24 protein-coding genes are annotated in these 25818 nt (G+C 42.4%); 9 read left to right on the top strand and 15 right to left on the bottom strand.

Annotation, left to right across the window (positions count from 1 at the left end; all coding sequences use genetic code 11):
- Window positions 1-290 precede the first annotated feature (290 nt).
- The 10 genes from J2128_RS01180 to J2128_RS01135 all read right to left on the bottom strand — a co-directional run bounded on the left by J2128_RS01180 (window position 291) and on the right by J2128_RS01135 (window position 9184).
- Complete coding sequence (locus J2128_RS01180) at window positions 291-908, bottom strand: hypothetical protein (protein ID WP_209688948.1); 618 nt, start codon at window positions 906-908, stop codon at window positions 291-293.
- A 154-nt stretch (window positions 909-1062) separates the two neighbouring features.
- The gene (locus J2128_RS01175) at window positions 1063-1278 is read right to left on the bottom strand and encodes a hypothetical protein (protein ID WP_209688947.1); all 216 of its coding nucleotides are present in this window, start codon (window positions 1276-1278) and stop codon (window positions 1063-1065) included.
- A gap of 81 nt (window positions 1279-1359) precedes the next feature.
- Window positions 1360-1611 (bottom strand): hypothetical protein, encoded by a 252-nt coding sequence (locus J2128_RS01170; RefSeq protein WP_209688946.1) that lies wholly within the window; start codon window positions 1609-1611, stop codon window positions 1360-1362.
- A gap of 167 nt (window positions 1612-1778) precedes the next feature.
- Complete coding sequence (locus tag J2128_RS01165) at window positions 1779-3620, bottom strand: DHH family phosphoesterase (protein WP_209688945.1); 1842 nt, start codon at window positions 3618-3620, stop codon at window positions 1779-1781.
- 33 nt (window positions 3621-3653) lie between these two features.
- Complete coding sequence (locus tag J2128_RS01160) at window positions 3654-4856, bottom strand: potassium channel family protein (protein ID WP_209688944.1); 1203 nt, start codon at window positions 4854-4856, stop codon at window positions 3654-3656.
- Window positions 4857-4917: 61 nt separating this feature from the next.
- Window positions 4918-6123: a magnesium transporter gene (locus J2128_RS01155; protein ID WP_209688943.1), complete on the bottom strand. Its 1206-nt coding sequence runs from the start codon at window positions 6121-6123 to the stop codon at window positions 4918-4920.
- Window positions 6124-6138: 15 nt separating this feature from the next.
- Window positions 6139-7077: a ribonuclease Z gene (gene rnz, locus J2128_RS01150; protein ID WP_209688942.1), complete on the bottom strand. Its 939-nt coding sequence runs from the start codon at window positions 7075-7077 to the stop codon at window positions 6139-6141.
- Window positions 7077-7847 (bottom strand): sugar phosphate isomerase/epimerase family protein, encoded by a 771-nt coding sequence (locus J2128_RS01145; RefSeq protein WP_209688941.1) that lies wholly within the window; start codon window positions 7845-7847, stop codon window positions 7077-7079. The genes rnz and J2128_RS01145 overlap by 1 nt, the downstream gene beginning before the upstream one ends.
- A complete protein-coding gene (locus J2128_RS01140; RefSeq protein WP_209688940.1) occupies window positions 7837-8391 on the bottom strand; it encodes an AAA family ATPase in 555 nt (184 codons plus the stop codon). Before J2128_RS01140 ends, J2128_RS01145 begins: the two co-directional genes overlap by 11 nt.
- Before the next feature lie 37 nt (window positions 8392-8428).
- A complete protein-coding gene (locus J2128_RS01135) occupies window positions 8429-9184 on the bottom strand; it encodes an anaerobic ribonucleoside-triphosphate reductase activating protein (protein ID WP_348632363.1) in 756 nt (251 codons plus the stop codon).
- A gap of 173 nt (window positions 9185-9357) precedes the next feature.
- Between J2128_RS01135 and J2128_RS01130 the strand changes: the two genes are divergently transcribed.
- From J2128_RS01130 to J2128_RS01120, 3 genes are all read left to right on the top strand, one after another.
- A complete protein-coding gene (locus J2128_RS01130) occupies window positions 9358-10008 on the top strand; it encodes a type I 3-dehydroquinate dehydratase (RefSeq protein ID WP_209688938.1) in 651 nt (216 codons plus the stop codon).
- A gap of 203 nt (window positions 10009-10211) precedes the next feature.
- Window positions 10212-12704, top strand: a complete 2493-nt coding sequence (locus J2128_RS01125) for a CDC48 family AAA ATPase (protein ID WP_209688937.1) — start codon at window positions 10212-10214, stop codon at window positions 12702-12704.
- A 26-nt stretch (window positions 12705-12730) separates the two neighbouring features.
- Entirely contained in the window at window positions 12731-13183 is a 453-nt protein-coding gene (locus tag J2128_RS01120) for an Hsp20/alpha crystallin family protein (RefSeq protein WP_209688936.1), read from the top strand.
- 144 nt (window positions 13184-13327) lie between these two features.
- Here J2128_RS01120 and J2128_RS01115 read toward each other — a convergent pair whose 3' ends face one another.
- Window positions 13328-14092 (bottom strand): hypothetical protein, encoded by a 765-nt coding sequence (locus J2128_RS01115; protein WP_209688935.1) that lies wholly within the window; start codon window positions 14090-14092, stop codon window positions 13328-13330.
- A gap of 230 nt (window positions 14093-14322) precedes the next feature.
- On the opposite strand from J2128_RS01115, the gene J2128_RS01110 reads away from it, so the two are divergent.
- Window positions 14323-14547, top strand: coding sequence for a hypothetical protein (locus tag J2128_RS01110; protein ID WP_209688934.1), 225 nt, complete (start codon window positions 14323-14325; stop codon window positions 14545-14547).
- 23 nt (window positions 14548-14570) lie between these two features.
- On the opposite strand, the gene J2128_RS01105 is transcribed toward J2128_RS01110, so the two are convergent.
- From J2128_RS01105 to J2128_RS01095, 3 genes are all read right to left on the bottom strand, one after another.
- Window positions 14571-15368 (bottom strand): protein-glutamate O-methyltransferase CheR, encoded by a 798-nt coding sequence (locus J2128_RS01105; RefSeq protein WP_209688933.1) that lies wholly within the window; start codon window positions 15366-15368, stop codon window positions 14571-14573.
- Window positions 15369-15501: 133 nt separating this feature from the next.
- Window positions 15502-18423 (bottom strand): methyl-accepting chemotaxis protein, encoded by a 2922-nt coding sequence (locus tag J2128_RS01100; protein ID WP_209688932.1) that lies wholly within the window; start codon window positions 18421-18423, stop codon window positions 15502-15504.
- Between the two features lie 6 nt (window positions 18424-18429).
- Complete coding sequence (locus tag J2128_RS01095) at window positions 18430-19263, bottom strand: AAA family ATPase (protein ID WP_209690174.1); 834 nt, start codon at window positions 19261-19263, stop codon at window positions 18430-18432.
- Between the two features lie 799 nt (window positions 19264-20062).
- On the opposite strand from J2128_RS01095, the gene J2128_RS01090 reads away from it, so the two are divergent.
- The 3 genes from J2128_RS01090 (at window position 20063) to ade (ending at window position 22511) form a co-directional block, all read left to right on the top strand.
- Window positions 20063-20221, top strand: coding sequence for a hypothetical protein (locus J2128_RS01090; RefSeq protein ID WP_209688931.1), 159 nt, complete (start codon window positions 20063-20065; stop codon window positions 20219-20221).
- Window positions 20222-20482: 261 nt separating this feature from the next.
- Window positions 20483-20845 carry a hypothetical protein gene (locus tag J2128_RS01085; RefSeq protein ID WP_209688930.1) on the top strand — a complete coding sequence of 121 codons (363 nt, stop codon included), beginning with the start codon at window positions 20483-20485 and terminating at the stop codon, window positions 20843-20845.
- A 1-nt stretch (window position 20846) separates the two neighbouring features.
- On the top strand, window positions 20847-22511 hold the full coding sequence (gene ade / locus J2128_RS01080) for an adenine deaminase (protein WP_209688929.1): 1665 nt from the start codon (window positions 20847-20849) through the stop codon (window positions 22509-22511).
- Window positions 22512-22561: 50 nt separating this feature from the next.
- On the opposite strand, the gene J2128_RS01075 is transcribed toward ade, so the two are convergent.
- Entirely contained in the window at window positions 22562-23317 is a 756-nt protein-coding gene (locus J2128_RS01075; protein ID WP_209688928.1) for a heparan-alpha-glucosaminide N-acetyltransferase, read from the bottom strand.
- Window positions 23318-23383: 66 nt separating this feature from the next.
- Here J2128_RS01075 and J2128_RS01070 point away from each other — a divergent pair, with 66 nt between their 5' ends.
- A complete protein-coding gene (locus J2128_RS01070) occupies window positions 23384-24241 on the top strand; it encodes a methanogenesis marker 8 protein (protein WP_209688927.1) in 858 nt (285 codons plus the stop codon).
- A gap of 288 nt (window positions 24242-24529) precedes the next feature.
- Window positions 24530-25774: a TIGR00300 family protein gene (locus J2128_RS01065; protein ID WP_209688926.1), complete on the top strand. Its 1245-nt coding sequence runs from the start codon at window positions 24530-24532 to the stop codon at window positions 25772-25774.
- Window positions 25775-25818: the final 44 nt, after the last annotated feature.

The following is a 25818-nucleotide window of genomic DNA, read 5'->3' as shown; positions in this document are numbered from 1 at the left end:
CTTTTTATTCCTGTTTATACCAATAATTCCGTTTTTTTTCAGGGAAAAGCACAGGAAAGTCTGTCCAGTATGCGGGTGGGAGACCTTCGGAAACGAAGTCTACTGCCCGTATGACGGCACAGTTCTGGAAGAAAAAGACAATCAGGAAAAGCGGTATTGAATAAATTTAAAACTTTAAAAGCCGCCTTAAAAAAATAAACATGAAGTCCTGAAAAATTCAGGTTTTTAATAAATTATATTTTTATTATTTTATTGTGACCGGCGATTTTCCGGACAACTGCACAAGGCTATCACTGGACCCGGGAAAATTCATCGGCAAGGTTGTCCATTAAAGTCTCCATTTCATCAATTCTTACTTTCATTTCAGTGACGTCCCCCTGGTAATCAATCGGGACCATGTTCATATTCACCCCTGAAATTCTGTATTTCGCCGAATAAAGGTTGTTTCTTGCAGATGCAAGAGCGTCATCGGCTGTTAAAACCTCCATTTCCCAGTTGTGGTTGTCATACAAAGAAGCGTAATACTCTGCACTGTTGTAATGCTCTATAACGTTTGTCAGGTCCATCATGGAGGCTGTCATATCAAGATATGAACACGAAAGGGCACGGAGTACATAGATTTTTTCCGAATCTTCAGAAGACTTAGGCTGCATTGAAGAGAGAGTATCAAATATATTCTTAATATCAGTCTCCGAGGCTAAAATCTGCGACCTTATATTTCCGGGACTCTCAGAATTCCAGTCTATTGAGTAAAGCCTTTCCTCAGCTTTATTCAGAAGGTTATATAAATCACCGGTACTGTTCTGTGAATTATTGCCGGGTGCAAATGTGCATCCTGATGTAGCTACAAAAAAAAACAGAAACAACAGGCTGCCGACGGCAATGTACTTGCTAAGGTTCCTTTTCATTTAATTACCGGACTCCATATTAATTTCATGAAATATTTGAATATACAATAGATCTCTACTTCGTTGATTTTTACGATATAAATATTTATTTTTATAGATCAGTCTGGAAATAATTTTGAAAATCAATGCATTCAAAAAGAAAGAATTTCCACATTTAATCTATCTTTTCTACTGTTATACGAACCCTGTCTCCCATTTTCATGGAATGGCTCTTGGGAACGTCTATGTTGAACCAGAGACCAGACGGATTTCCAGAATCTTTTTTCGGCGAGTCCTGACTCGTGCTCTGGTTCATAATACAGTCTTTATTCTCATCAATATCCGCTATAAATTCAATATTTGAGACAAATTCTATTTTTTCCTGACTCATATTATGAAATTTCACCGGTACATATATCTACTTTACTAAAAACTTTCCGTTATAAAATAAAAAAGCATTATACAGGCATTTTCAGGCCGCACGCGGCGTTACTCTCCAGGTTGTGCTGTTTGAATAACTCCAGCGTGATATCTCCAGTTCATCACAGATTTCTGCAAGAATTGCAAGATTTGTTCCGACTTCTTTTGGCGAGAGACCCAAATCCTTTGCAATGTACTTCGACTTGAAGTAGTGCTTACCTTTTTCAAGACCGGTTTTCAGATAATACAGTATCCTGTCCTGCGTGGATGTGTATTCTTTATCAGTCTCTTTTTTTATTCTCATTCTCCCCTCCGTAAGTCAAATCTTTATTAGTTAAACCCACATATATATTTTTCGCGTATATTTACGTTATTTTTTAATTCCAAGAGTAAGATAATATCCAAAAACTGCTACACCGGATTAAAATCAGGAAATTCAGTTAATATATAAATGGTATGTATTTTGGAATATTATATTTCCACGGGGAACTGCCCAATCTTTTCAATAAGTTTTTCCACAACAATATCTCTCATTCCCTCAACGAATTTTATTGATCCTACGACAAGGTGTCCTCCGCCGTTAACTCCGCCGCCTTTAATCTCGTCTCTTAGCTCACGCACCATCTGGGGAATATTCATAAGAACACCGCGGGAACGTATAACAGCGAAGTCAGGACCGATTCCAAGAGTAACAACGGGCTTTCCCTCGTTCTGCTTACACAGGAGGTCATGTATCTCGCCTGACGTCTTTCCCGGAGGAGGGAAAGTAAAGCGGTGTGCAAATATTTCTACATCTATTGTAAACAGGTTAGAACCGTTTTCAAGCAGTCTGTCCTTTACATGCGGCAGAGAAGTGTCAAGCTGTTCTTCAATTGCAAGATTTGCTTCGCGGACAAGAAGGTCGACAAGCTTTTTGTGCCTTTCAGGGTTGTTGTTGATATTGAGGATATCCTTTATAATCTCCCTGCCGTCGTTAAACCTCAGCCAGAACTGTTCATAGTCCAGTGCAAGTGCAATATTCTTGCAGTCGTCTTCGGTATATTTGTCCGCGACAAGTGCAAGATATTTTTCCCTTTCCGGAGCCTCGCTTCTGTCACCAACAGCTGCAACTGCCGGGAAATGTTTTATCTCATCCTCTATTCCGGGATAAATCATTCTGGCAAGCTCTGCACCAAGCATACCCGCGGTAACACCAAAATCGCCTCCGGCGTGATATGGGTTCACGTGTGCTTCAAGGTATTCGTCAGTGGACTTGTCAGGGTGGTGGTGATCCACAACGACAATAGGCAGGTCATACACCTTTGCAACCCTGTACGAAGGTTCGTCCTCCTCGGTTGAACCGTTGTCCATCATAAGAACCAGAGGCATCTTCTGGCCGAACCTTACGTTGTCACGCAATGCGAAGTCAAGGTCGCGTGTTACGTCCTCAATCTCATAAAATGGCGCTTTTGAAGGTGCACGTTTGAAGAGGTGGCTCTCTGTGTCCTGGTCTCCGCCTTCCTCACGGATAAGTGAGATAATTGCCTTTTCAACGGATACTGCCGCAACGATACCGTCGGCATCGGCATGATGCCTGAGGACGACCGGCTGGTTTGTAAATATCGCCTTTCTGATTATCTGGGCAACCCTCTGCATCTCGGGTTTTAGTTTTTCCAGGACCTCACTCTCGATTAAAAACGGAATATCAGCCGGTTTTGCCCTCTCCTCGGTGGCTATTGCTATACGCTGTTTTACCTCTTCTTTTTCCTCATCGGAAAGGACACGTATATTGCTGGCTTCGACCTGGAGCTGGCCGTTTCTCATCATGACCTCTCCGGTAAGACATACCATATCTCCAAGCTCTACCTCAGGATATGCCCTTTTACCGGCTTCGATAAAGGCGGCTGCATTTTCAGAGCCGGTCTCATCGATGAGGGTAAATATAGTAGGGCCGGTCGTCTGCTTTATCTGGGCTACTTCAGCGTCAATACTTATGACTCTTCCAACCTTGTTTTTAAGATCTGAAAGACGTACAGGAGATTTTTTGCACTGAAGCGCTTTAACGTCATATCCTTCCTCTAACACGACCTCTTCAAGGTCTATATTCCCGTTGTCGCGGATGTTGTTTACCCTGACATACAGGACTTCCCCTTCCTTGTGATCGGATTTTACATTTGAAACATGTATGAGACCTTTTATGTGACTGTTTAAGTATACGAATGTCCCGAATTTCGCAAAGCCCTGGACTTTCACTTCATATATATTCCCAACAACTATATCGTCAAGCTCACAGTTAGGGCCGAGACGATAAACTACATTATCAGATTTTTCCATATATTCACTTCCATATAAATTATCAGTTATCAGTTACCATCTGTCTGCATCTTCAGTCTGTCCGGAAAGGTTGTGAAGTCTGCACTCCCCGTCCCTTCTGCCTTTTGTTATAATTATATCACCGGCATGAATAACATCATTTTTACCGGGCCGATACTTCCAGCGGCCATGACTGTTTATCGCAAGTACAACCATGCCCGTAACAGTCTCCAAAGATGCTTCTTTAAGAGTTTTGCCATTTAATGCTGAACTTTTGCCTACGCTTACCTTTGTAATAATCTCATCTGATTCTCGAACTATTCTTTTGAATACAGGAGGTATTTCTATATCCCTTCTGATGACATCTACAATTGACGAAGCCGCATTGCTTATATTCTCCGCAAAAGACGACATGTACAAAAGACCTCTTAAATATTCAACATTTGAAATTCTTTTGGCTGCCTCAAGGATCCACAAATCAAGCCTGTACCTCATGTCATCCATTCTGGAATCAAGTGCAACGACCTCATCAGCAACTTCACGGCTGTCAAACAAAAGTGAGGTGTAGGCAAGTCCTACTGCAAGCTCACTCTGGTCTTTCATGTCGATTATCAGGGAAACCGCCCTGTCGAGATCTGAAACCACGGCATCTTCAGGCTCTTCCTCGGTTTTTTTTGGCAATACACCAGCAATTGAGTAAAAAGTACTGATTCCGCCTTCAAGACCTTTTGCAATCAGGATATCCCCGTCAAGAATACGTGTGTCCCTGCCCGGATCATATATCCACGTAACGCCACGCCTTATGGCAATAACCCTTATTCCGGTTGTACTCTGAAGCTTCTGCTCACCAAGAGTTTTACCGTCAATCTGGCTGTTTTCCATAACTTTCGCCCTTACTGTAACCTCTTCGGCTTCAGGCAGGACCTGCCTTAATTTTGCGGGAAACTTCACATTTTTGAGAATAATCATCGCTATTTCCGAGGCAGAATTCGAAATCCTCTCGGCAGCCTCGGCCACCTGGAGCATCCCGCTCATCGACTCGGCTTCATCAGTCCTTCTTGCCCCGAGAATACTCTGGATGCGTGCCTGGTAGACAAGCTGGTTCATGCTTTCTTCGAGGTTCAGGACTTCATGAGCAATATCTTCATTCTCAAAAAGGATTGCAGAATAGGCCAGATCAACCATCAGTTCGGCAATGTCCTTCATTTCTATAAGAACATCCTTAAAACTGACAGGCTGATATTCTAGTTCGGTCATGGATTTATATTCTAGTATTTTATTGTTCTGCTAAATAGATATTTGTTAAGTATCCGTCCTTTCAGGTAATCAGGTTTATTATAGTTACAAGAACTGTCGCACCTGCAAGGTCGATGAAGCTTGTTATAACAGGAACACCGAAGTTGTCAGGGTCAAAACCCCTGCGGAAGGACACACTTGCCGTGATATAACCTACAAGATTTACAAATGTTATTACAATCATCCCGGCAACAAGACAGGTGATAAGGACTTCATAAAAACCAGGTGTGCTCATACCAAGATAAATTGCGCAGGAGTTTGCGACAACGGCAAGAAAAGGCATGATAATACATGCATAAAGATAAGTTGACGCAAAATACCACCCCGTCCCTTTCCCGGGGAATATATGCGGACTTAACTCTCCGGTGTGCATTCCGGTTGCAAGACGGGAGCATAAAATTCCGCCGATTGATCCGCAACCCCCGGTGAAAGGAGGGATAAGTACCAGGAAAACCGCGAAATCAACAAGTTTGTCTATGTCTGATGCATAGGTTACGCCTGCAAATGTGCATAGTACCGAGAGAGGCACCAGAAGCGTCACTATCTCCTTTGATATGCTTTTTTTCTCATTACCTGATAAAAATGAAGAGTATACGCTCAGTGCAAAGAAAAAAATCACGGGAACCAGAAGAATATACCTTACCTCCTGAGAAAGACCCAGAACAAACAGCGCAGTTAAAACAAGTATAGGTATCGTAATCAGGTCTGCTGCCGTGGTGACCGACGGGGAACCTACCATATCAAGGTCAACTCCACGGTTGTAGCTGGAAATGATTACAACAAGCGCAAATCCCATTACGATAAGGCTTGATAAAACACCGGAAAATACCGAAATGACCAGATAGTCCCATGGGTTGATGCCGTTTATTCCAAAGAAGGATGATATCACATAAGCGATTATTCCGAGTGCAAACGCGATAAAAATTGAAATATACAGTGAAACCCTTGTATTTAACCCGAGAAGACTGTTTTTCGAAAAATTTATCTCGAACTCTCCAAGGTGCATCGACGATGAGAGACGTGATGCAAGGACACCTGAGATACTCCCCCTCATGTTTATAGAAGGCGGTACAAGAACCATCAGCGACGGAAGGTACGCAAGAACGTCAGAAACCGAACCGAGATAGATTCCTGCTGCAATTGCAGCTGTTGCACTGATTAAAAGAGCAAAGAGACCCGTTATAAACAGGCGAAGCTGATAACCGTCTACTGCCTGAAACTTCATCATCTTCACCCATGTCAATCATCCTCTAAATGGTATTTCTATCATGTCCAGATCTTCAGGAGCAAAGATCTCGCCTTTATATGTTTGTTCTGCATCCTGTATATGGCTTGCCATATTTGTATATCTTGAACTTATATGGACCAAAGCAAGACGCTGCGCATTTATCGCCGAAGCAATGCCGCCCGCTTCGCCTGCCGTTGAATGAAAAACTTCAAGAGCTCTCTCTTTTTCCGAGTCATCATACGTTGAGTCATGAATAAGAAGGTCTGCATCATTTCCCCACTTTTTCCATTCTGTGCAGTCAGGACGTGTGTCACCGGTATAGACTATTTTTCTTCCGGGACGAGGGGGTCCCATCACTTCCGCCGGATTTACCGTTATTCTCTGACCATCCTTTTCAACTACAACACTCTGACCTCTCTGTAGTTTTCCGAATAAAGGCCCCGGCTTTACACCCAGTGATGTTGCGTTATCACGGTCAAACCTTCCCGGCCTTTCATCCTCTGCAAGAATGTATCCAAGACCCGGCATGCCGTGGTGTGATGAAAAAGCACGCACAGTGTAGCCCGGAAAAGGGACGACCGACCCTTCTCTTATCTCGTTCGGGAGTATCTCAAAACCGAGACGGGTTTTTGATATCCCTTCAAGGTAAGATACAAACTCATGTATCCATTTCGGGCCGTAGATGTTCAGCGGCTCCTTTCTGCCCATAAAAGACATTGTCTGGACAAGACCGGGAAGACCAAGGTAATGATCGGCATGCCAGTGCGTAATGAAAATCGCATCTACCGTGAACCCGGTTCTTGCACGCATCATCTGCTGCTGTGCACCCTCACCGCAGTCAAAAATATGGGTGTCGGAGCCTCTCTTTATCATAATGCACGACGGGTTTTTGTTTGGAGTCGGAAGGGCCCCGGCAGTCCCGAGGAAATACACCTGCAGTGTTTCTCCGCTCATCAATAAAGCCCCCTTATCTCACGGCAGCTTTCTTTAGCTTCCCCGATGTTTCTTCCTTCAACGACACAGATGCCGGAGTAATTGCTTTTTATTGTCGAAAATACCTTTTTCCAGTCAATGTTTCCTTTTCCTACCGGCAGGTGTTCATCCTTTTCGCCGAAATTGCCGTGCAGATGCATATGCGAGGCCAGACCTGTTTTTTTCAAAAAACCGTCCAGCATTCCTGCTGTGTTTGCATGGCCTACATCTATTGTAACGCCGAAACCCTCTACCCTGTCAACCATCCCAAATATTTCTTCGGGGTCTTTGCACAAAAAGTCCCCGATATCGGGCATGTTCTCAAGGCATGCCAGGACACCGTATTCTTCCGCCACACTGCCTATCTGCCTTAGTGCATCCTTATGCAGGGACCACACTTTGTCAGGGACAAGTTTTGCGGCAGGCGACAGATAGCCGGGATGAATTGTGACCCTTTCTGTTATGTCCGAAGCCAGGCGGACGCACTCGGAAAGCTGTCTTACCGACTCGTTGTAAATAGGGTAGTTCATTGAAGCGAGGTTTAAGTCCGAAAAAGGCGCATGTACGCTTGCCTTAAGACCGGTCGTTTCCAAAACCTCCTTTATCCGGGAATAGGAACCGGGATTGTCAAGCCTGTAGTTCCCTTCGGCCGAAATTTCCCACCCGGTATAACCTGCATCCTTTATTCCGTAAACCCATTCAATTGAAGACCAGATCTTTGCTGAAGAGGCAAAATAAAAATCAGCACTCATTTTTATTCCTTATTTTTTCAATAACATCTCTTACTTTCGCTTCAAATTCTTCTATTGTGCCTTCATTGTCGATTTCATATTCCGCCATTGACATGGCGTCAAGAAGGCCCCAGCCGGTCTCTCTTTCATCCCTTTCTTTCAGCCCTTTTTTATCGCTTTCGTCGTCTTCCCTTTTTCTTTCGCAAAGTCTCTTAAGCCTTGTTTCAAACGGGGATTTTACTGCGACGAGACTGAAATTTTTAAAGTGGTGCATAAAAGTCTCAACTTCAGAATCTCCGCGTATCCCGTCGACAAGGACTACACCTGATTTCATGCCGTCTATTATGGGGACTGTTAACTGTGCAAGTGCGTCCATCCCCATTCCCTGCCTGAGACAGCGCGACATCTCCCCCATGTTTTTGTCGTTTATCTTAAGACCGGCGTCAAGAACGGCTTTTCTTACGACATCACCCATGACGACTACCGGGATGTTCATATCTTTTGCAATACGCGAAAATTCACCTTTGCCGCTTGCGGGAAGACCCACTACACCAATTACCTGCATTTTACAATCGACCTGACCCGAAAAAACATATTTTTTATCAGTAATTCCTTCTTGCCTGAAGAATATCTGTCAGGACAATGGAATCCGCTATTACTATCCGGTTATTTTCGTACGTAACTTCTCCGTCTTCCCGTGTACTTATTCTTACGGTCCTATTCAGCTTATCTGCAATTTTTTTAAGGTCTTCGAACTTAAGGGTATCCATATTTCCTTCAACACCCTGCTGGAGAATAAGGTCGACTCCTTCGGTCTCCTTTGAAATATACAGGACATCGTCTTCACGGCCCGGAAAGAGAGTGCAGGCGACCTGAAATTCGGGGAGGTCTCCTGAGAAATAAGCGGACTTGCATATCTCGAGTGATTTTTTTATATTTTCAACGGTCTTTTGCTTCACCTTTAAAAGGAGAGGATAATGCTCCCATCTCGTCTTTATGTCAAGGTGAACATAGTCCACAAGGCTCTGACTGATAAGTCTTTCAAGTGTCTCAGGGTATGCCCCGTTTGTCTGAACTCCGGTCATAAGCCCGGATTTTTTGCTCATCTCCATCAGTTCGGCAAGGGCATCACCCTGCATTGTAGGCTCCCCGCCTGAAAAAATGACACCTGAGATTGCTATTCTGGACTCCTTTATCATATCGAATACTTCATTTGTATCCCTGATGTCGCTTCCTGTCTGAAGCTTTCGGTTATGGCAGTAATGACACCTTACCGGACAGCCGCGAAAAAAGACGGTACATACCGATTTTCCCCGCCAGTCGACAGTACTCAGCGGGACAAATCCTCCAAAGTTCACTTTCAAAAAATCACCCGACTAGTATTATTTTGCACTTTTAGGACTTCAAAGTTTATGATGAGAATTTTCACCAGGCAGGTCTTCACATTTTCTTTTCATATTCTAAAAGAGATTGTTGAAAACAGGTCTTAAGTGCAAAAATAATTTAGACATGCCCGTTGTATTAATTTTAAATGAAAGATATGAAAACAGCTCTTTCGCTCTCAAGTCCTGACAGATGGGATGACGCCTTATTATACGGTGCCGATTTCAGGGAAATAAGGCTTGACCTTGTCAGTGATAGTGCTGCAGAAAAACGGATTCTGGAACTTTGCACGGATAAAAAAGATGAAATTCCATGCATAATCACCATCAGGAGCAAAAAAGAGGGCGGCAACTTTTCCGAAGACTCAAAAACGTGGAGAAGGTCGATTGAACCATGGGTCTCCTGTGCCGACTACATTGACATTGAAAGGGATTTTTCAGAATATGCTCCTGAAATAAAAAAATCCGGAGTCAGAATAATATCTTCAGTCCACCTGAAATATATGCCAGGCCCGAAAGAGCTGAAAGAAATAGAAACCAGATTAAGAGAATACGGAGATATACCAAAAATAGTAGTCACTCCGAAAAACTGCGATGATGTCTCCTCGTTTATCGATTTCACTATAAAAAGCCAGAAACCTCTGATTACAAGCATTATGGGTAAAAAATACAAAGCAGTAAGAATTCCTCTTATTATACTCGGTTCAATGCTTATATACTGCCACAGTGGAAGTGAGGCATCAGAAGGGCAGTATCATATTAAGGACATAAAGAAACTTAAAGAAATTCTTCTGAAATAATTTTTTTTGGGATTTTTATATTTCGTGCAACCGGATTCGAGACCATATTTTAGTCGGATTCTTATGAAAGGATTTTTTTTGCTTACGTTTTTCTGAAGATTTCCAAGCTTCGGCAACCCGGAATTTTATATTGCAACCAACCAAAATTTTAAATATTATTGGTGATTACTATAGGTAAACATGATTTAAAGAGGTAAATATCAATGAGTAATTCACAATCATATGAAGTCACGGTTAAAGAGGCCCTGCACGAAGATGCAGGACGTGGTATCGCACGAATAAGTATAGATGTGATGAACGCCCTGGGCCTTAGAAGCGGAGATGTAATAGAAATATCAGGAAAAGGCAAAAAAGCAGCCGCAATCGTATGGCCCGGATATTCCCAGGACTCGGGAAGGGCCGTCATAAGAATTGACGGAAATATCAGGAGTAATGCCCAGACAGGTATTGACGAAAAAGTCGTAATCAGGAAAGTCGAGGCAAAGTACGCCGAAAAAATTGTAATACACCCGACCCAGCCACTGACACTAAGGGGCGGAGAGCAGTACATGGCAAGAGTCCTGAACGGCCGTCCCGTAAGCGAAGGCGAGACTTTCAGGGTCAATATCATAGGAAATGCCCTGACCTTCGTAATTTCAAAAGTAAAGCCGGCCGGTGTTGCAATCGTCGGGCCTGAAACCGAAATAGAGATAAAAGAAACACCTTACGAACCAAAAGAAGGCAAAAAGGATATCCCGGACGTCCATTACGAGGATATCGGGGGTCTTGGAAGAGAACTTGACCAGGTAAGGGAGATGATAGAACTTCCTCTAAGGCACCCGGAAATATTTGAAAAGCTCGGAATAGAACCTCCAAAGGGAGTTTTATTGTACGGACCCCCCGGAACAGGAAAAACCTTAATCGCAAAGGCAGTTGCAAACGAGGTCGACGCCAATTTCATGACCCTTTCGGGGCCTGAAATAATAAGCAAGTACTACGGTGAAAGCGAGGGCAAATTAAGGGAAGTCTTTGAAGAGGCCCAGCAGAACGCACCGACCATCATATTCATCGACGAGATAGACTCGATTGCACCGAAACGCGAGGAGACAAAGGGCGAAGTTGAAAGAAGAGTCGTAGCCCAGCTCCTTGCCTTAATGGACGGGCTGAAAGGCCGCGGCGAAGTAATAGTAATCGCCGCAACAAACCTTCCGGACAACATAGACCCGGCTCTTCGCCGCGGAGGAAGGTTTGACAGGGAGATTGAGATAGGAATCCCCGACAGAAAAGGCCGCCTCGAAATATTTCAGGTGCACACCCGTGGTGTCCCGCTTGACTTAAACGACATAGAGATTACGCCCGAGGAAAGTGTCGAGCTAAGCCACAAGTTTGCCGAAATGGGTGAAGAAGAGGGTAAAAAACACGAGGACGAGATTAAAAGAAGAAAATTCCTTGAACCCTTTGCGGCTGTGACCCACGGTTTCGTAGGCGCTGATATATCCCTTCTGGTAAAGGAAGCAGCAATGCACGCCTTAAGGGAAGAGCTAAAGGATATCAAAACCGGAGAGGACATACCGATAGAGATAATCGACAGGATTAAAGTCACAAGGAATGACTTTGAGGAGGCTTTAAAGCACGTTGAACCATCTGCAATGCGTGAAGTCCTCGTGGAAGTCCCCGACATATCATGGGAGGATATAGGAGGTCTTGATGAGATCAAAAAGGAGCTTACTGAGTCCGTTGAGTGGCCTCTGAAGTATCCTGAGATATTCGACAAGTTCGACACAAAACCTCCGTCAGGAATACTTCTCTTCGGACCGCCTGGAACAGGGAAAACCCTCCTTGCAAAAGCCGTTGCAAACAAAAGCGAATGCAACTTCATATCTGTAAAAGGCCCGGAGCTTCTCTCTAAGTGGGTAGGTGAATCCGAAAAAGGTGTAAGGGATGTGTTCAGAAAGGCAAGACAGGCGTCTCCGTCGATAATATTCTTCGATGAAATCGACGCACTGCTCCCGAAGAGAGGGGCATACCAGGGGTCGTCGCATGTCACCGAAAGTGTCGTAAGCCAGATTCTGACCGAGCTTGACGGACTTGAGGAGCTCACGAACGTTATAGTGCTGGGTGCCACAAACCGCCCCGACATGCTTGACGAAGCCCTGATGAGACCCGGACGTCTGGACAGAATTATATATGTCCCGCCTCCGGATGCAGAAGGAAGAAAGAAGATATTTGAAGTGTACCTGAAAAACTCCGCAAGCATCCTGTCAGACGACGTCAGTATTGATGAACTCGTAAAAAGAAGCGAGGGCTACGTAGGTGCAGACATAGAGCTTGTCGTAAGAGAGGCAAAACTTCAGGCAATGCGTGAGTTCATAGCAACAATGGAGGGAAGGTCCGGCGAAGAGAGGGCAAAGGCCCTTGTCAACGTGCGTGTGACAAAGAAGCACTTTGACGCCGCGATGAAAAAGATTAAAAGTTCTCTGGATAAAACAGCAATTGAAGAGTATGAACGCAAGGCATGGCCTATAATATACTCCGGCGACGAGAGGCAGATACTTGAAAAAGCCGTTTCAGTTATAAAGCGCTCTGAATTCGGCGACGAAACAAATACCAAAAAAGAGAAGAGAGAGGAACTTGAAAAGGCGGTTTATGGCAGATCTAAAGACTTTGAAAAGATATCAGGGTTAACAGAATCGCTTGAGAAAACTATACAGGAATAAAACCGGGAGACCAACTGAAAAGAGCAATGCCTGAAGACAGCAAAGACAACAAGGACAAATTCAATGCAATTATCAAAAAGATAATTGAGCAGGCTATGAGTAAAGGAAATTTTCCCCCTGACGGAAAATTTTCCATTACTATCGCCGGCGGAAGGATTCCGATTGAAATCAGGCCGGCCTCAGATAGTTCCGAGCGCACTAAAGGGCTGAATGAAGAATTAAACTCCGGCCTGATGCTGAACAACCCGCATACCGAAGTCCACAAAGACGGAGACAGGATATTAATCTATGCAAATATCCCGGGCTCGGATATGTCTAACACGGCAATATCGGTTCATGAGAATTCCCTGTACATTACGTCCTATACTGACGGAGTCAAACATTTTGCCGATGTGAAAATTCCTGAAATAAAAAAAGAGACTATGAAGTACACTACAAAAAACGGTGTACTGGAGATTTCAGTCGAGGCCGCGCACTAAAAAAAAGATTTCAATAAAAAAAACTTTAATTTTTTAAAGACGAATTATACCCGCGATTTAATATCCTCTTTTATCCGTATCTTAAAAAAATAATTTTTTCCCTTTTTTTTACGAATAATACAATATTAGTTTAAATGGTTTTTTTTAGTTCTGCATGGTATTCAGGAAATCCACAAGACTTGTAAGTTTTGGAGTGATGTGCGCCTCCTCGTATGCCATCTCAGGAGTCTCCAAATCAAGACTGAACGACTGGACATTTTCTGCATTTATCATGAAATACATTTTGCGGTTTGAAATCTCCACTTTCTTAACAATCTCATTGTCTGGAAGAATATATCCGCCGGTGATGATATCCCCGGTCGAGTAATCGACAAGAGCCCACGTCAAAGACGAATATGCCGGATTTCCTTTGCAAGTCATGGATGACCTTATTCTCCACAGCTGATATGGAACGCCTAAGACTTCAGAAAAACCTGAATTCTTTCCGTCAAAAAAGGCGAATGTCGTGATGTTTCCCGACTCCCACAGATTGCTTGAAAAGATATCGGAAGAATAAAAGCTACTGCTCATGGTGTAATACGTATTACTGCCGTCAGCGGAAACGTCACCTGTCGGTTTATTCAGGTCAGGCAGAATAAGTCTGGGGTATCCGCCTGAACCTGAGGAGTAGATCTGACCGAGTTCATTGTTGTAGTTTATCTTTATGGGGCCTGTTTTCGGGGTAACATTGTAAGTATAATGCACTTTAGGCATACAGCAGGAACCGTCACTGCATGAATCCGGATATGAATTAATATTTTCAGTCCCTGGCAGCGCTCCCCCTCCGGTTTTTGGATAATTAACATACAGCGCAATACATATTACAAATATGATTGCAGCCAGAAAAGTTACCCAGTCTAGTCTGTCCACATTTGATTATCTGTAATAAACACAGATAAATATTATTTTTTGTGCCTGAAAAATGGGTTATAAAGCCTGCTTCCCGAAAAGACGGATTCATTTGATAAATATTGCATATTTTAGATATTAAGAAAAAAATGCACTAAAATTATAGGTTAAAATTAGTGTTTATTTTATTAATCACAGAATATCATAAAAAAAATTTCATATAGATGTAATCTAAAGATAAATCAGCTATAATGGATCCTCAGGAAACGCAGACTTGGGTAATTTTTTATCTGGTATCATTCCTGGTTCTGCTGGTTGCCTTATTCTTCACGACGCAGGGGCTGCTTCTGGGCCTTGGAATGACATTGATAATAGTAGTGGTAGGATTAAACTTCTACATTATCTGGAATGAGATTAAGCGGGTAAACAAAAAAAAGGAGCTTATGCAAAGATTATGCGGTAAAAACAAAAAATAGAGGAATTTTTGCCGTAAAATATTCTATCTTTTTGTATAAATTTTCTGAAGAGTGTTATACGGGTCGTAAAGCTCCTCGACCTCGCGACTCATAAATTCGGTTTTCCCCATTACATAGAACCCTTTTGATACGAGGGCAGGGTGAAACATCCGTGCAAGGTCGTTTTTCTGCTCTTCAGTAAAGTAGATTGTGACGTTTCTGCACAAAATCATATCAAGGTAGTTTGTTACCGGCTTGCCGCTCATGAGATCATGCTGGGAAAATCTCACCATCTCTTTTAAATGCGGTTTCACTTCATATTTCCCGTCTTCAGTCTCGGTAAAATGCCTTCTCACCTGGTTTTCGTTTAAATTCTCAAGGGATCTCTTATCATAGATTCCCTCCTTGGCCTTTTTAAGGGCTTCCCTGTCAAGGTCTGTTGCAAAAATTGTCACTGACACATCAGGATTAAGCCGTGTAATATCATGGATTATCAGAGCAAGCGTATAAGGCTCCTCTCCCGTTGCACACCCTGCACTCCATATGCGCATACGCCCCTTACTGCGGATTATCCCGGGGAATATATCAGATTTTATTAAATCAAAAACTTCTTTGTCCCTGTAGAATTTTGTAACGTTTATAGTAAGAGCGTTTCTTAAAAGCTCCTGTTCGGATTTGTCCGAGAGAATCAGGGAGTTGTATTCCCTGTACTTCTCTTTGCCGGTGATCCTCATTCTGGACAGAACGCGTCTTTTAATATAATCCTCTTTATAACACCCGCACTGTATTCCCAGAAGTTTTTCTATAGTTCTTTTTAACGTCTGAAATTCCGAATCTATCATAATAAAACTGCCATGAAATGTTTTCTTATATTTATGGTATATATGAATCAGCCATCACAACGACTTATCCTTTTTGCTTTGGAGCAACAGTTAAAAAAATAAAAATTCAGGAGTTATTTTAAAATTACTGGTTTTATACCCCAAACTTTCCAATTGATTTTTTCAGGTCGACCGACATGTCATGCATTTCGTTGGAGATTCCTCCTACTTCACCTGAAATCGCCGAGATCTCTTCAGCAAGGGCCGCAACATTTTCGATTCTCTTTATATTCTCCTTTGTCATCTCGTTCGCCGCTTCAACGTACTGCATGAAGGTGTTGGTGTCCCTTGCCTGCGTGTCCGTCGCCTTTGATATCTCGGTCATTCCGTTTGATGCGATTTCAATTTCCCCGGCAATCTTGTTAAGTGCCACAATTGCAGAATTTGTACTTTCAATTCCGGTCTTTATCTCTTCATTGACACGTTTCATTGAGCCTGCGGTTTTCTCGCTGTTTTTTTGAATGCTTTCTATTAACTCCTGTATCTCGACAGTCGCCTTCTTGGACTCACCTGCAAGCTCCTTTACCTCTCCTGCGACAACGGAAAAGCCCCTTCCGTGCTCTCCTGCCCTTGCCGCTTCAATTGCAGCGTTTAACGCAAGCATGTTGGTCTGCTCGGCAATGCCGCTGATAAGCTTGACAATATCATTTATCCTGTAAAGTTCGTCATTAAGTGAATTTATCTCTTCAACGCTTCTTTTTGAGATTTCACCGACAGACTCCATCTTGAGATAAGCCTCTTTTCCGACAACAGCTGCTTTTTTGCCATCGGATGCTGAAAGCTGAGTCTTCTTCATAACTTCCTGCGCCGTACTCGATATCTCCTCTATAGAAGCGGAGAGGTCCGAGATCCTGTTGCCTATCTCGCCGAACTTGTCGGTGAGATTTTTGGAAAACTCTGAAGACTCGCAGGCGTTAGTCGCAAGCTTTTCTGTCGCTCCTGCTATGTCTTCATTATTCTCGTGCAGCTCTCCGGCGGTTTTTTCGATACGGCCGGTCTTTCCTGAGATGTCTTCTATAACGCTTCTTACTGAAGATACTGAGTCGTTGAACTTCTCCTTTAACATTTTTAAAGGATCATCTTCAGCAATTTCCGCCTGCACGGAAAGGTCACCCCCGGAAAGAAGCGCCATACTCTTAGTCACCGATTCAACGCTTTTTTCAAGAAGTTTCGCTTCATTTTGGGATTTATTTATTAAATTACTGAGATCTGACTCTTTCCTGCGAAGTTTTGTGACTTCATTGAAGACAACAAGAATATTTGAGACTCCTCCTTTGTCATCCATTATTGGAATTGCGTACTGTTCAAGTATTATCCCGTCGGACAAACCTGCTGTTATTTCACTGAATGCCCTCTCTTTTGACGATAAAGCGCTTTCCAAAGTATTTCTGCTTTCCCTGCCCAGATCAAGGTCTGAGATATTTTTGCCTTTTATCCCGGAAAGACCGGTTCCTGCAAGCTCCCCAAAAGCCCTGTTTGCAACAAGGACTCTGAAACTGCCGTCAAGGAAAAGCATAGGCATGGGATTTTCCTGTATTATTGTTTCAGAACGTTTTTTAAGGGATGAAATCTCGGAGATCTGTTTTTGTATTTTTTCCGATTCTTCGCGTTCCTTTGTCACGTCAACGTAAACAACAAGGATATTTTCTATAGTGTTATTTTCACCTGCAACAGGAATGCCGTACTGTTTCAGGTAACGCATACCTGACGGAAATCTTATTTTTGCCTCTGAATAACTACGTTTTTTTGTCTTTAAAGATTCTGAAGGCCCTTCACCTTTAATTTCAACTGTTTCGAAGCTTTTTAGACTGGTATTTTTAATTTTGGATGCAGAAATTCCGCTCATTTTTTCAAAAGGTCCGTTTGCCTCCAGTATTCTGAATGAAGCATCTGTTAGAAGTGCAGGCAGCGGGTTCTCCTGAACAATAATCCCGCAACGAAGACGAAGGAGGTCTGCCTCCCGGAGATATCTTTCCTTTTCCTCACGCTCCTTTGCACAGGCGGACTCCAGGTCTTCTGCTCTCTGTTTAAAATGAGAAATCAGTCTCTCCTTTTCAAGGATGAGATCATTTTCCTCTGATTTTCTGGTATCAGATTCCTCTTCGTACTTTATTTTGAAAGCATCGAACTCCTTTTGAAGGGCATCAAAAGACTCGTTCTTTGCCGAAATTTCAGTCTCGATATTTTTTATAATCTCCTTATATCCTGAAACAGCAGACTGGTAATCAAGAATTTTTTCTTCCCTTAAGGAAAGTTCTCTATTCAGGTTTTCATTCAGAGAATCCTTCTCGGAGATTACAGAATTAAGCCTTTCTTTTTCGGCATTGTGCAATATAACGGATTTCTCTGTTTCTTCCCGTGCACTTTTTAATGCAAGGTCTACCTCTTCGTCCCGCTTTTTCATTGCAGACTTTTTATAATCTTCAAATTCACTCTCTACTTTATTAAAAGCCGCTGACATATTCTCATTTGAATCATTCAAAGAATTTACCTTTGATTTCAGCGACTCCACCTTAATTTCATAATCTTTTAAGACTGAACTTAAGGACTCAGCCTCTTTAAGATTATCAGAGAGAGCTTTGTTTGCATCTTCAAGAGACTGTAATTTCGATTTCAGGGATTTTATCTCTTCTTCATAATCATCAGAAGCCGAATTCAAAGATTCGGTATTTTTGAGACTTTCAGAGAGATTTTTGTTTGTATCTTCAAGAGACTGTAATTTCGATTTCAAAGATCTTATTTCATCATCATTTCCGTTATCCAGGACAGAACCGGATTTTTCAAGAATTTTATTGATTTCTATTGCAAAATTTTTAAGGCCTGCATTATCTTCGTCTTCATCTATCCTGATGTCATCTTTTCCCGAGGTGAAATCTCTAAGGGAAATCGTCGTGCTGGCAATGAAATCCTCAACCATACTATTTTTCGGCATGGGGGAAGCCTCCTTCGGGGCATATGCTCCTGCAAACAAAGCCTTCCTTCCGGGCCTTTTCTGGGAAATTTTGTCTTCCGGCATATTATATCACCATCTCCTGATAATTTCCGCAATCTGCCTGTATTTCAAAGAAGCAGGACTGTCAGGGTAAAGGACTGTGACAGGCGTACCCTCTTTCTGAGCTGAATATACAGAAGAGTCATACGGAACAGAGAACACTTCCTTTATTTTTTTCATAATATCCTTTTCAAGTTCATCCTGCCTTATCATCTCTTCTCTGCCAGGGGTTTCGGAGAACAATAGCTGTCTGAATATTATCTTCAGTTCATCCATGGGGGATTTTCTTTCGAAGAGCACACCTGCGCGTGTTATAACCGCCATATCAGGCGTTTTGTTTTTACCTGTATTCTCTTTTATATCTTCGAATATACTTTCCAAACTGTCCATTCCTTTGCGGGCAAAGACGCTGCTGTCAAGAGTTAAGACAATTCTGTCGGCTGCAATAATTCCGTTTATGACAAACTGCCCCATACTTGGAGGAGTATCTATCAAAATGTATCTGTATTCATTAATAACAGGCTTCAGGGCATCTTTTAAAACAACTGCCCTCTCGTTTATACCATAAAGATACGGTTCTACTCCGACAAGATCAAGAGAGGACGGCACAAGATGAATTCCGGATTTTGTCTCTACTATAACGTCTTTTATAGATACATCAGGAAAACCATCAAAGACATTCATAAAGACATCATATATATTTTTTGACTGGTCTTCAGAGTCAATACCAAGGCCTGTTGTGGCGTTTGCCTGCGGATCACAGTCAATTACAAGGACCTTTTCGCCTGCACCCGCCAGACAGCCTGCTATGGCAAGGCAGGAGGTCGTTTTGCCTGTTCCTCCTTTATGATGCGCAAAAGTAATTACAGTCGTAAGATTGTCACCCCTTTATCCATTAGTTTTTATGGTTAACCGTACTAAAAAAGATAACGAAGATAAAATAAAAGTAGATATTTAATATTTCTGTTTTTCCTGACCTTAATTTAAGGTTTGAAAAAAGAAGCTTTAATACATGCATTAAAAAATAAAAAATTCCGGCCCGAAACAAGCATAAATAAGTGGACGGAAAGTCCACTTTGCTTATATTTGTTCTCCTTAAAATACACCAGTTATCATTTGCCTGAAAGGAATGAAAAACAAAAGAATGAGATGAGTTCCACCAACGATATAAGATTAATTCTTTTTCATGGTGGATTTTCATCTCAATACAGCCGGAAGTTTCCGTAATTTCTGTATGAATACACAATGATACCCGTGTAAATATTCGCCGGGAAACAGGTCCCCCAGGTGATACGTATTTAGAAATCAAGCACAAAAAAAACACGGGAATCACCGTAAAAACCGTATAAAAACAAATGAGCCCGGTGCGGGCTCAGCAGAAGAGCAAAAAGCTTTTCTTAAAAGCCCATTTTCCTATGACTACAAAAAATTTCATCATGTTCTGACAACGACATATACAAGAATCACTCTTGTATCAAAAACTTACGCTGAAAGAATCACATTTGATCTTGACCTTAAATTCAAAAGGCCGGAAAAACAGTTTTCATAAACCGGACTTGTCATAGGAGAAATCAAACGAGACAAGTCTTCCCGCCGCTCCGAAGCATTGAAATTAATAAAACTGATTGGAATCCGGGAATACACAAAAGAAAGGTGAAAAATTATGAATTTTAACAAAAAAAAGAGTTTAATGCTTTTAACGACATTATCCGCATTATTCATGTGCATATTTTTGTGCGGGTGCACATCGTCATCGTCTGATACATCGTCCATAGCTACACAGACAGCGACAAACACTCCATCAGGTGACGAATCCGGATAAATGCCTGATATGAACGGTACGGCAGGCAGACCAGGCGGTGAAATGCCCCCGTGCGATAAATCAGTAATACAACCTGAAATGCCTTCAGAATCATAAACCAGATTATAAATCCTCTATCCAACACATTCTCTTTTTTTGTATGAAACCTGAGTCACAAAACCAGGGAAATTTTGTATGTATAGTGGCATTGTTCATTTCCGCTGCTTTTCTGAAGACCATATAAGCGAATGATTTAAGTTCTTGCGGTTTTACATAGATTTAATGTCCCTTAAAAAAACGTTTGTCTGCATAGCTGTAATAATTCTTCTTGGCGTCTCTCTGACCGTATCAGGCTGCGTAAAATGCTCGTTCGGAGATATCAAATACAGCAACTCCAGCCTGAATGTCCAGGTGTACAACAAAGCCGAAGAAAAAAACGCCACTTTACAGATAACCGTCTACTCCCTGGATAATTTCAGGCAGAAGGAAACAGGAAAATACCTCCAGAGCGTCACCTTAAAACAGGGACCAAATGAATTCACAATTCCGGCAAATCTTGATAAAGGCTCATATAAAATCTATTTATACATACTCCAAAACGGAAAACGTGAATCCGCAGAAATAAGAAATATAGTTGTCGGGTAGAATGATACACAAAGACCTTCTGAATGCTGCACTTGGAAATGAAGACGCAGACACTGTTTTTTTTAATGCAAAAGTATTCAGTCCATATACATGCAGGTGGAAAAAAACCTCTTTCGCCGTAAAAAACGGCATAGTACTTGGAGAAGGAAATTATACCGGAAAATGTGAGACTGACCTTGAAGGTTCAAAAGTTTTGCCCGGGCTTTCAGACGCACACGTCCATATAGAAAGCTCTCTTCTCACCCCCCGTGAGTACGGCCGCCTTGTATTAAAAAAAGGGACCACTACCGTTTTTGCAGACCCGCATGAAATAGCAAACGTTGCCGGGGTTAAAGGAATAAAATACATGATTTCAGAGAGCCGGAATACTCCTCTTGACATATTCCATACGGCTCCATCATGCGTTCCGGCGACAAACCTTGACATGGGCGGCGCCTCTGTCACATCATCTGACCTGCTAACGTTTTCCGAATCAGAAAACATCGCAGGACTAGGGGAAATGATGAATTATCCGGGCGTTCTTTCCGGGGATGATGAAGTCTATAAAAAACTTCGGATTTTTGACGTAGTCGACGGCCACTGCCCCCTTTTATCCGGGAAAGAACTGAACGCATATATCATGCAGGGTATTTCAAGCGACCATGAATGCACATCGGCAAAAGAAGCAGGGGAAAAGCTTGAGAAGGGAATGTACATCATGCTCAGGGAGGGCTCGACCGAAAAAAACCTCAAAGACCTTGTTTCTGTCGTAACCCCATACAACGTATCAAAATGCATGTTTGCAACCGACGACAGGCACGCCGACACCCTAATCAGGGACGGTCATATCGACGACTGCATAAGAAAAGCGATAAGCTGCGGACTAAAACCCGAGCTTGCGTACAGAATGGCAACGCTTTCACCGGCGGAAAGGTTCGGGCTTACCGACAGGGGAGCCCTTTCACCCGGGCGGATTGCCGACTTCTGCATAATAGACGATTCAGACGAATTCAGTGTCCTTGAGACATACAAATCCGGCAGACAGGTAAAAGACACCGGGTACAAAGAACCTGAAACAATTGACTACAAATTTAAAGTTCCTGAAAATATACCACTTGATATCCCGCAAAAAACAATGGCCAAAGCGCACATTGCAGGAATAATTAAGGGGCAGATACTTACAGAAAACATCCTAAAAGAGATAAAACCTGATGAAATTCCGGACTTTAGGAATGATATACTCAAATGCGTCGTATGCGACAGGTACAGGGGAATAAAATCAGGTCTCGGACTGGTTCACGGTTTTAAAATGAAAAAAGGGGCGATTGCATCATCGGTATCCCATGACTCGCATAACATTATCTCTGTCGGGGCCTTTGATGAAGACATTCTTGCCTCTGTAAATCTTCTTAAAAAGTCCGGCGGCGGAATGTCAGTCTACGTTGATGAAAAAGGCTTTATTCTTCCTCTTGAATGCGGAGGAATTATGTCATATAAGTCATACGATGAAGTAAACGAAGATATAACAAAATTAAAAGAGATTTTAAAATCAACAGGGTGCATCAAAAACCCCTTCATGTACCTTTCATTTCTTTCGCTTACAGTAATACCAGAGATAAGAATAACTGAAAGAGGTGTATTCGATGTCTCAGGTTTCAGGGACATTCCCCTTTTTCAGGCGGAATAATCTGTCTGGCCCTTTTAAAAACTTAATATTACATAAATATTTTTAGCAATTCAAATCAGGATTCTACCCGCAGACAATGACAGCAGAAGGACAATCACAGGCTGGTGGATAAGATATATCAGAAGTGAATGCCTCCCCATAAAACTCATAAATTTAAAGAATATATTGTCTGAAACGGAAAAACCTGAAAACCTCCTTTTTGCCCCCGGATAAAAATATGTCCCGGCACTGATTCCGATTAAAAATACCCCGAACCACGGGAATACCGGTTCATAATCAAGAGATACAAACCCCGGGGGAGTTATCCCGAAAGGAAGCAGGAAATAAGGGCCTGTCGTTCCTGATATCAGAAAGCCTGCAATGATTACCAGGAAACCCGCCAAAAGGTTGTATTTTTTTAGTTTCATAAAAAAAGGTGAGACAAAGACTGAAAACCCGATAAGATGAAGAATACCGAATACAATAAATCCTTCACCGATAACCGCCCAGGTCACGAAAGTTATAACCTCGCCGATTAAAATAAGAAATAAACCTCTTTTGAAAAACTTTATGTAATATTTAAACCCGAAAAGATGTTTTTTGGACCTTTCACTGCTTATATAAACCGATACTCCTGCAATAAAAACAAACATTACCGCTGTAGTGTACCCGAAATACCTCCAGAACCCGGTGCTCACGTTTACATAATATATGCCGAAGTAGGTCAGGTCAAAAATCAGGTGAAACCAGACCATCATAAAAATTGCGAGACCCCTGAAGGAATCAAGCTCCAGAAATCTTTTTTTTACTACAATATTACCCGGCATTTCAGGACTCACTTAATTTTTAAGTTGCTAATATTATTTATCATCAAAAACTAATTATCCCTCCTGATGAACTTCACCGATGAGCACATAATAGAGGCGGCAGGAAAGGCACGGGTCGTTGTCAGGAACGGCAAAGTATTTTCGGCAGGAAAACCCCTGCTTTCACAATGCCCCCTTGCGGAAAGGTTTAATTATCCTGTCAGAAACATGAGCCCTGACGAAATTAAAAAAAACATTGAAGAGAGGATCTCCTCGTTCGGCATGTGCACAAGAGAAAGAGAGGTTCTCTCGGATGACGATTTCGTGCTGTTCGGCGCCTCTGAACTTCTGAAATGTGCTGTAGAAAACAAAATCATAGACTGTGCCGTCATTGCATGCGACGGTGCCGGAACGGTTATATCAAAAAATCCCCGCCTTATCCAGGGAATTGGCGGAAAAATGTCGGGACTTATCAAAACCTGCCCTTATACGGAAGTCATAGACAGGATAAATGAAAACGGCGGGTTCGTCCCTTTCCCTGATGATGCCGGAATAGACCCGTACAAAGGATATATTAAAGCAGATAAGCTGGGGTTTTCAAATGTGGCCGTTACCGTTGCATCAGGAAGCGATGCTCTTAAAATAAAAAGCGAAAACCCAAAAACTGTTGTTATCGGTGTCCACACGACAGGTGCAAACCAAAAGGAGGCTGAACTTCTGTCTGAGAACTGCGACATAATTTCTGCATGTGCATCACAGAATGTAAGAAATACGGCCGGAAAAAAAGCCCTTCTCCAGGGCGGAGCAACTGTCCCGGTATATGCGATGACACAGAAAGGAAAGGAGATAATACTCGAAAAGATTAGGTGCACCAGTTCACAGGTCCTTGTAAAATCAGAAAAGCTGCCTGTTTCATCCCAAAAAACTCCCGGTCCACTCATTTAAAATCAATTACGGACAGAGGTCAGGAAAGACGAAAAATCAGAATTTTAAGGATTTAAACTAAAGTTCGAAAAAAAATAAAAATCATCACATAAATTTTATGCGTGCTTTTCTTCCCGGCACGCTGAATCACCTCCTTCATGAAGGACTCTTTTGGACATTCAGGTCTTCACAGAACAGTCCTTTTCTGCTTAAAGAGAGTTTAATGAATTAAATGCAAAATTGTAGCTAAATGTCCTGAATTCTTCAAATACAGCAAATACTATTATTTTACAAGATAAATTATAATACATGGAAGCGTCCCGTGAGATTGAACTTCAGGGTCATATTATAGATTCCGGCATTATGACCCGTGTTTTTGACAAAGTTCTGGATATGGGCGGCAATTTTGAGATTACCACCTTTGATATCGGAAAAAGAAAACAGGACCCAAGTTATGCCAGGCTCATCATAAGTTCAGAAACCGAAGACAAACTTGAGAATATTTTAAGCGAACTCCACAGGCTCGGGGCAAGAATGCCGGAAATGGAGGACATCAGGCTTGAGGAAGCCGAAGGCGACAAAATTCTTCCTAAAGGGTTTTACTCCACAACAAACCACCCGACATTTGTAAAATACAACGGCAACTGGATTTCTGTGGAAAACATCGAGATGGACTGCCATATTGTAATAGAGAAAAAAACTCCGCGTGCATTATGCACCCCTCTTGCAAAAATAAAAAAAGGTGACCTTATCGTAATCGGTGAAAGGGGTGTCAGGATTGTCCCGCCTGAAAGGTCCAGAAAAGTCAACCAGTTTGAATTCATGCAGAATACCGTCTCCTCGGAAAGGCCGAGCGAGACAATAATCAAGAAAATAGCCGGCGAAATGAAGGAGATAAAAGAAAGAGGAGGTAAAATCGGAATTGTAGGTGGCCCTGCAATAGTTCATACAAGAGCCGCCCCGGCCCTTGCAAAGATAATCAGGGCAGGATATATAGACGCTCTCTTTGCCGGAAACGCTCTTGCCACGCATGATATAGAGTACAACCTGTTCGGGACGTCTCTTGGAATGAACCTTGATACAGGGACTCTTGCAGTCGGCGGGCATAAAAACCACATCACCACCATCAGCGAGGTTATACGCGCCGGGTCAATCAGAAAGGCAGTTGAATGCGGTTTAATCAAGAAAGGCATAATGTATGAATGCATCAAAAACAACGTCCCGTTCGTCCTTGCCGGGTCAATACGGGACGACGGACCTCTCCCTGACGTAATAACCGATGTGATGGTAGCACAGGAGGAGATGAGAAAACACCTGCGCGGACTTGACATGGTCATTATGATAGGAACGCTTCTTCATTCCATTGCCATAGGAAACTGCCTGCCGTCATACGTAAAGACAATCTGCGTCGACATAAACCCTGCATCCGTGACGAAACTCAGTGACAGGGGGTCTGCCCAGGCCATAGGCGTTGTAAGCGATGCCGGAGCATTTCTGCCTCTCCTTGCAAAATACCTGATTGATGACGAAAAAGACAATAATAAAAAGAACTAAAAAAGAATTTACATTTTTTATTATGTTCAAATTATCCGGTATTT

The sequence above is a fragment of the Methanomicrobium sp. W14 genome, assembly GCF_017875315.1.
In the GTDB taxonomy this organism is placed as follows: domain Archaea; phylum Halobacteriota; class Methanomicrobia; order Methanomicrobiales; family Methanomicrobiaceae; genus Methanomicrobium.
The sequence above is the reverse complement of the archived record's forward strand: the minus strand, read 5'-3'. Positions and strand labels throughout refer to the sequence as shown.

Bases quoted from the DNA above. Each gene is read 5' to 3' on its own strand.
- J2128_RS01180 (WP_209688948.1), bottom strand. From the start codon at position 908: ATGAAAAGGAACCTTAGCAAGTACATTGCCGTCGGCAGCCTGTTGTTT.
- J2128_RS01175 (WP_209688947.1), bottom strand. From the start codon at position 1,278: ATGAGTCAGGAAAAAATAGAATTTGTCTCAAATATTGAATTTATAGCG.
- J2128_RS01170 (WP_209688946.1), bottom strand. From the start codon at position 1,611: ATGAGAATAAAAAAAGAGACTGATAAAGAATACACATCCACGCAGGAC.
- J2128_RS01165 (WP_209688945.1), bottom strand. From the start codon at position 3,620: ATGGAAAAATCTGATAATGTAGTTTATCGTCTCGGCCCTAACTGTGAG.
- J2128_RS01160 (WP_209688944.1), bottom strand. From the start codon at position 4,856: ATGACCGAACTAGAATATCAGCCTGTCAGTTTTAAGGATGTTCTTATA.
- J2128_RS01155 (WP_209688943.1), bottom strand. From the start codon at position 6,123: ATGATGAAGTTTCAGGCAGTAGACGGTTATCAGCTTCGCCTGTTTATA.
- rnz (WP_209688942.1), bottom strand. From the start codon at position 7,077: ATGAGCGGAGAAACACTGCAGGTGTATTTCCTCGGGACTGCCGGGGCC.
- J2128_RS01145 (WP_209688941.1), bottom strand. From the start codon at position 7,847: ATGAGTGCTGATTTTTATTTTGCCTCTTCAGCAAAGATCTGGTCTTCA.
- J2128_RS01140 (WP_209688940.1), bottom strand. From the start codon at position 8,391: ATGCAGGTAATTGGTGTAGTGGGTCTTCCCGCAAGCGGCAAAGGTGAA.
- J2128_RS01130 (WP_209688938.1), top strand. From the start codon at position 9,358: ATGAAAGATATGAAAACAGCTCTTTCGCTCTCAAGTCCTGACAGATGG.
- J2128_RS01125 (WP_209688937.1), top strand. From the start codon at position 10,212: ATGAGTAATTCACAATCATATGAAGTCACGGTTAAAGAGGCCCTGCAC.
- J2128_RS01120 (WP_209688936.1), top strand. From the start codon at position 12,731: ATGCCTGAAGACAGCAAAGACAACAAGGACAAATTCAATGCAATTATC.
- J2128_RS01110 (WP_209688934.1), top strand. From the start codon at position 14,323: ATGGATCCTCAGGAAACGCAGACTTGGGTAATTTTTTATCTGGTATCA.
- J2128_RS01105 (WP_209688933.1), bottom strand. From the start codon at position 15,368: ATGATAGATTCGGAATTTCAGACGTTAAAAAGAACTATAGAAAAACTT.
- J2128_RS01100 (WP_209688932.1), bottom strand. From the start codon at position 18,423: ATGCCGGAAGACAAAATTTCCCAGAAAAGGCCCGGAAGGAAGGCTTTG.
- J2128_RS01090 (WP_209688931.1), top strand. From the start codon at position 20,063: ATGAATTTTAACAAAAAAAAGAGTTTAATGCTTTTAACGACATTATCC.
- J2128_RS01085 (WP_209688930.1), top strand. From the start codon at position 20,483: ATGTCCCTTAAAAAAACGTTTGTCTGCATAGCTGTAATAATTCTTCTT.
- ade (WP_209688929.1), top strand. From the start codon at position 20,847: ATGATACACAAAGACCTTCTGAATGCTGCACTTGGAAATGAAGACGCA.
- J2128_RS01075 (WP_209688928.1), bottom strand. From the start codon at position 23,317: ATGCCGGGTAATATTGTAGTAAAAAAAAGATTTCTGGAGCTTGATTCC.
- J2128_RS01070 (WP_209688927.1), top strand. From the start codon at position 23,384: ATGAACTTCACCGATGAGCACATAATAGAGGCGGCAGGAAAGGCACGG.
- J2128_RS01065 (WP_209688926.1), top strand. From the start codon at position 24,530: ATGGAAGCGTCCCGTGAGATTGAACTTCAGGGTCATATTATAGATTCC.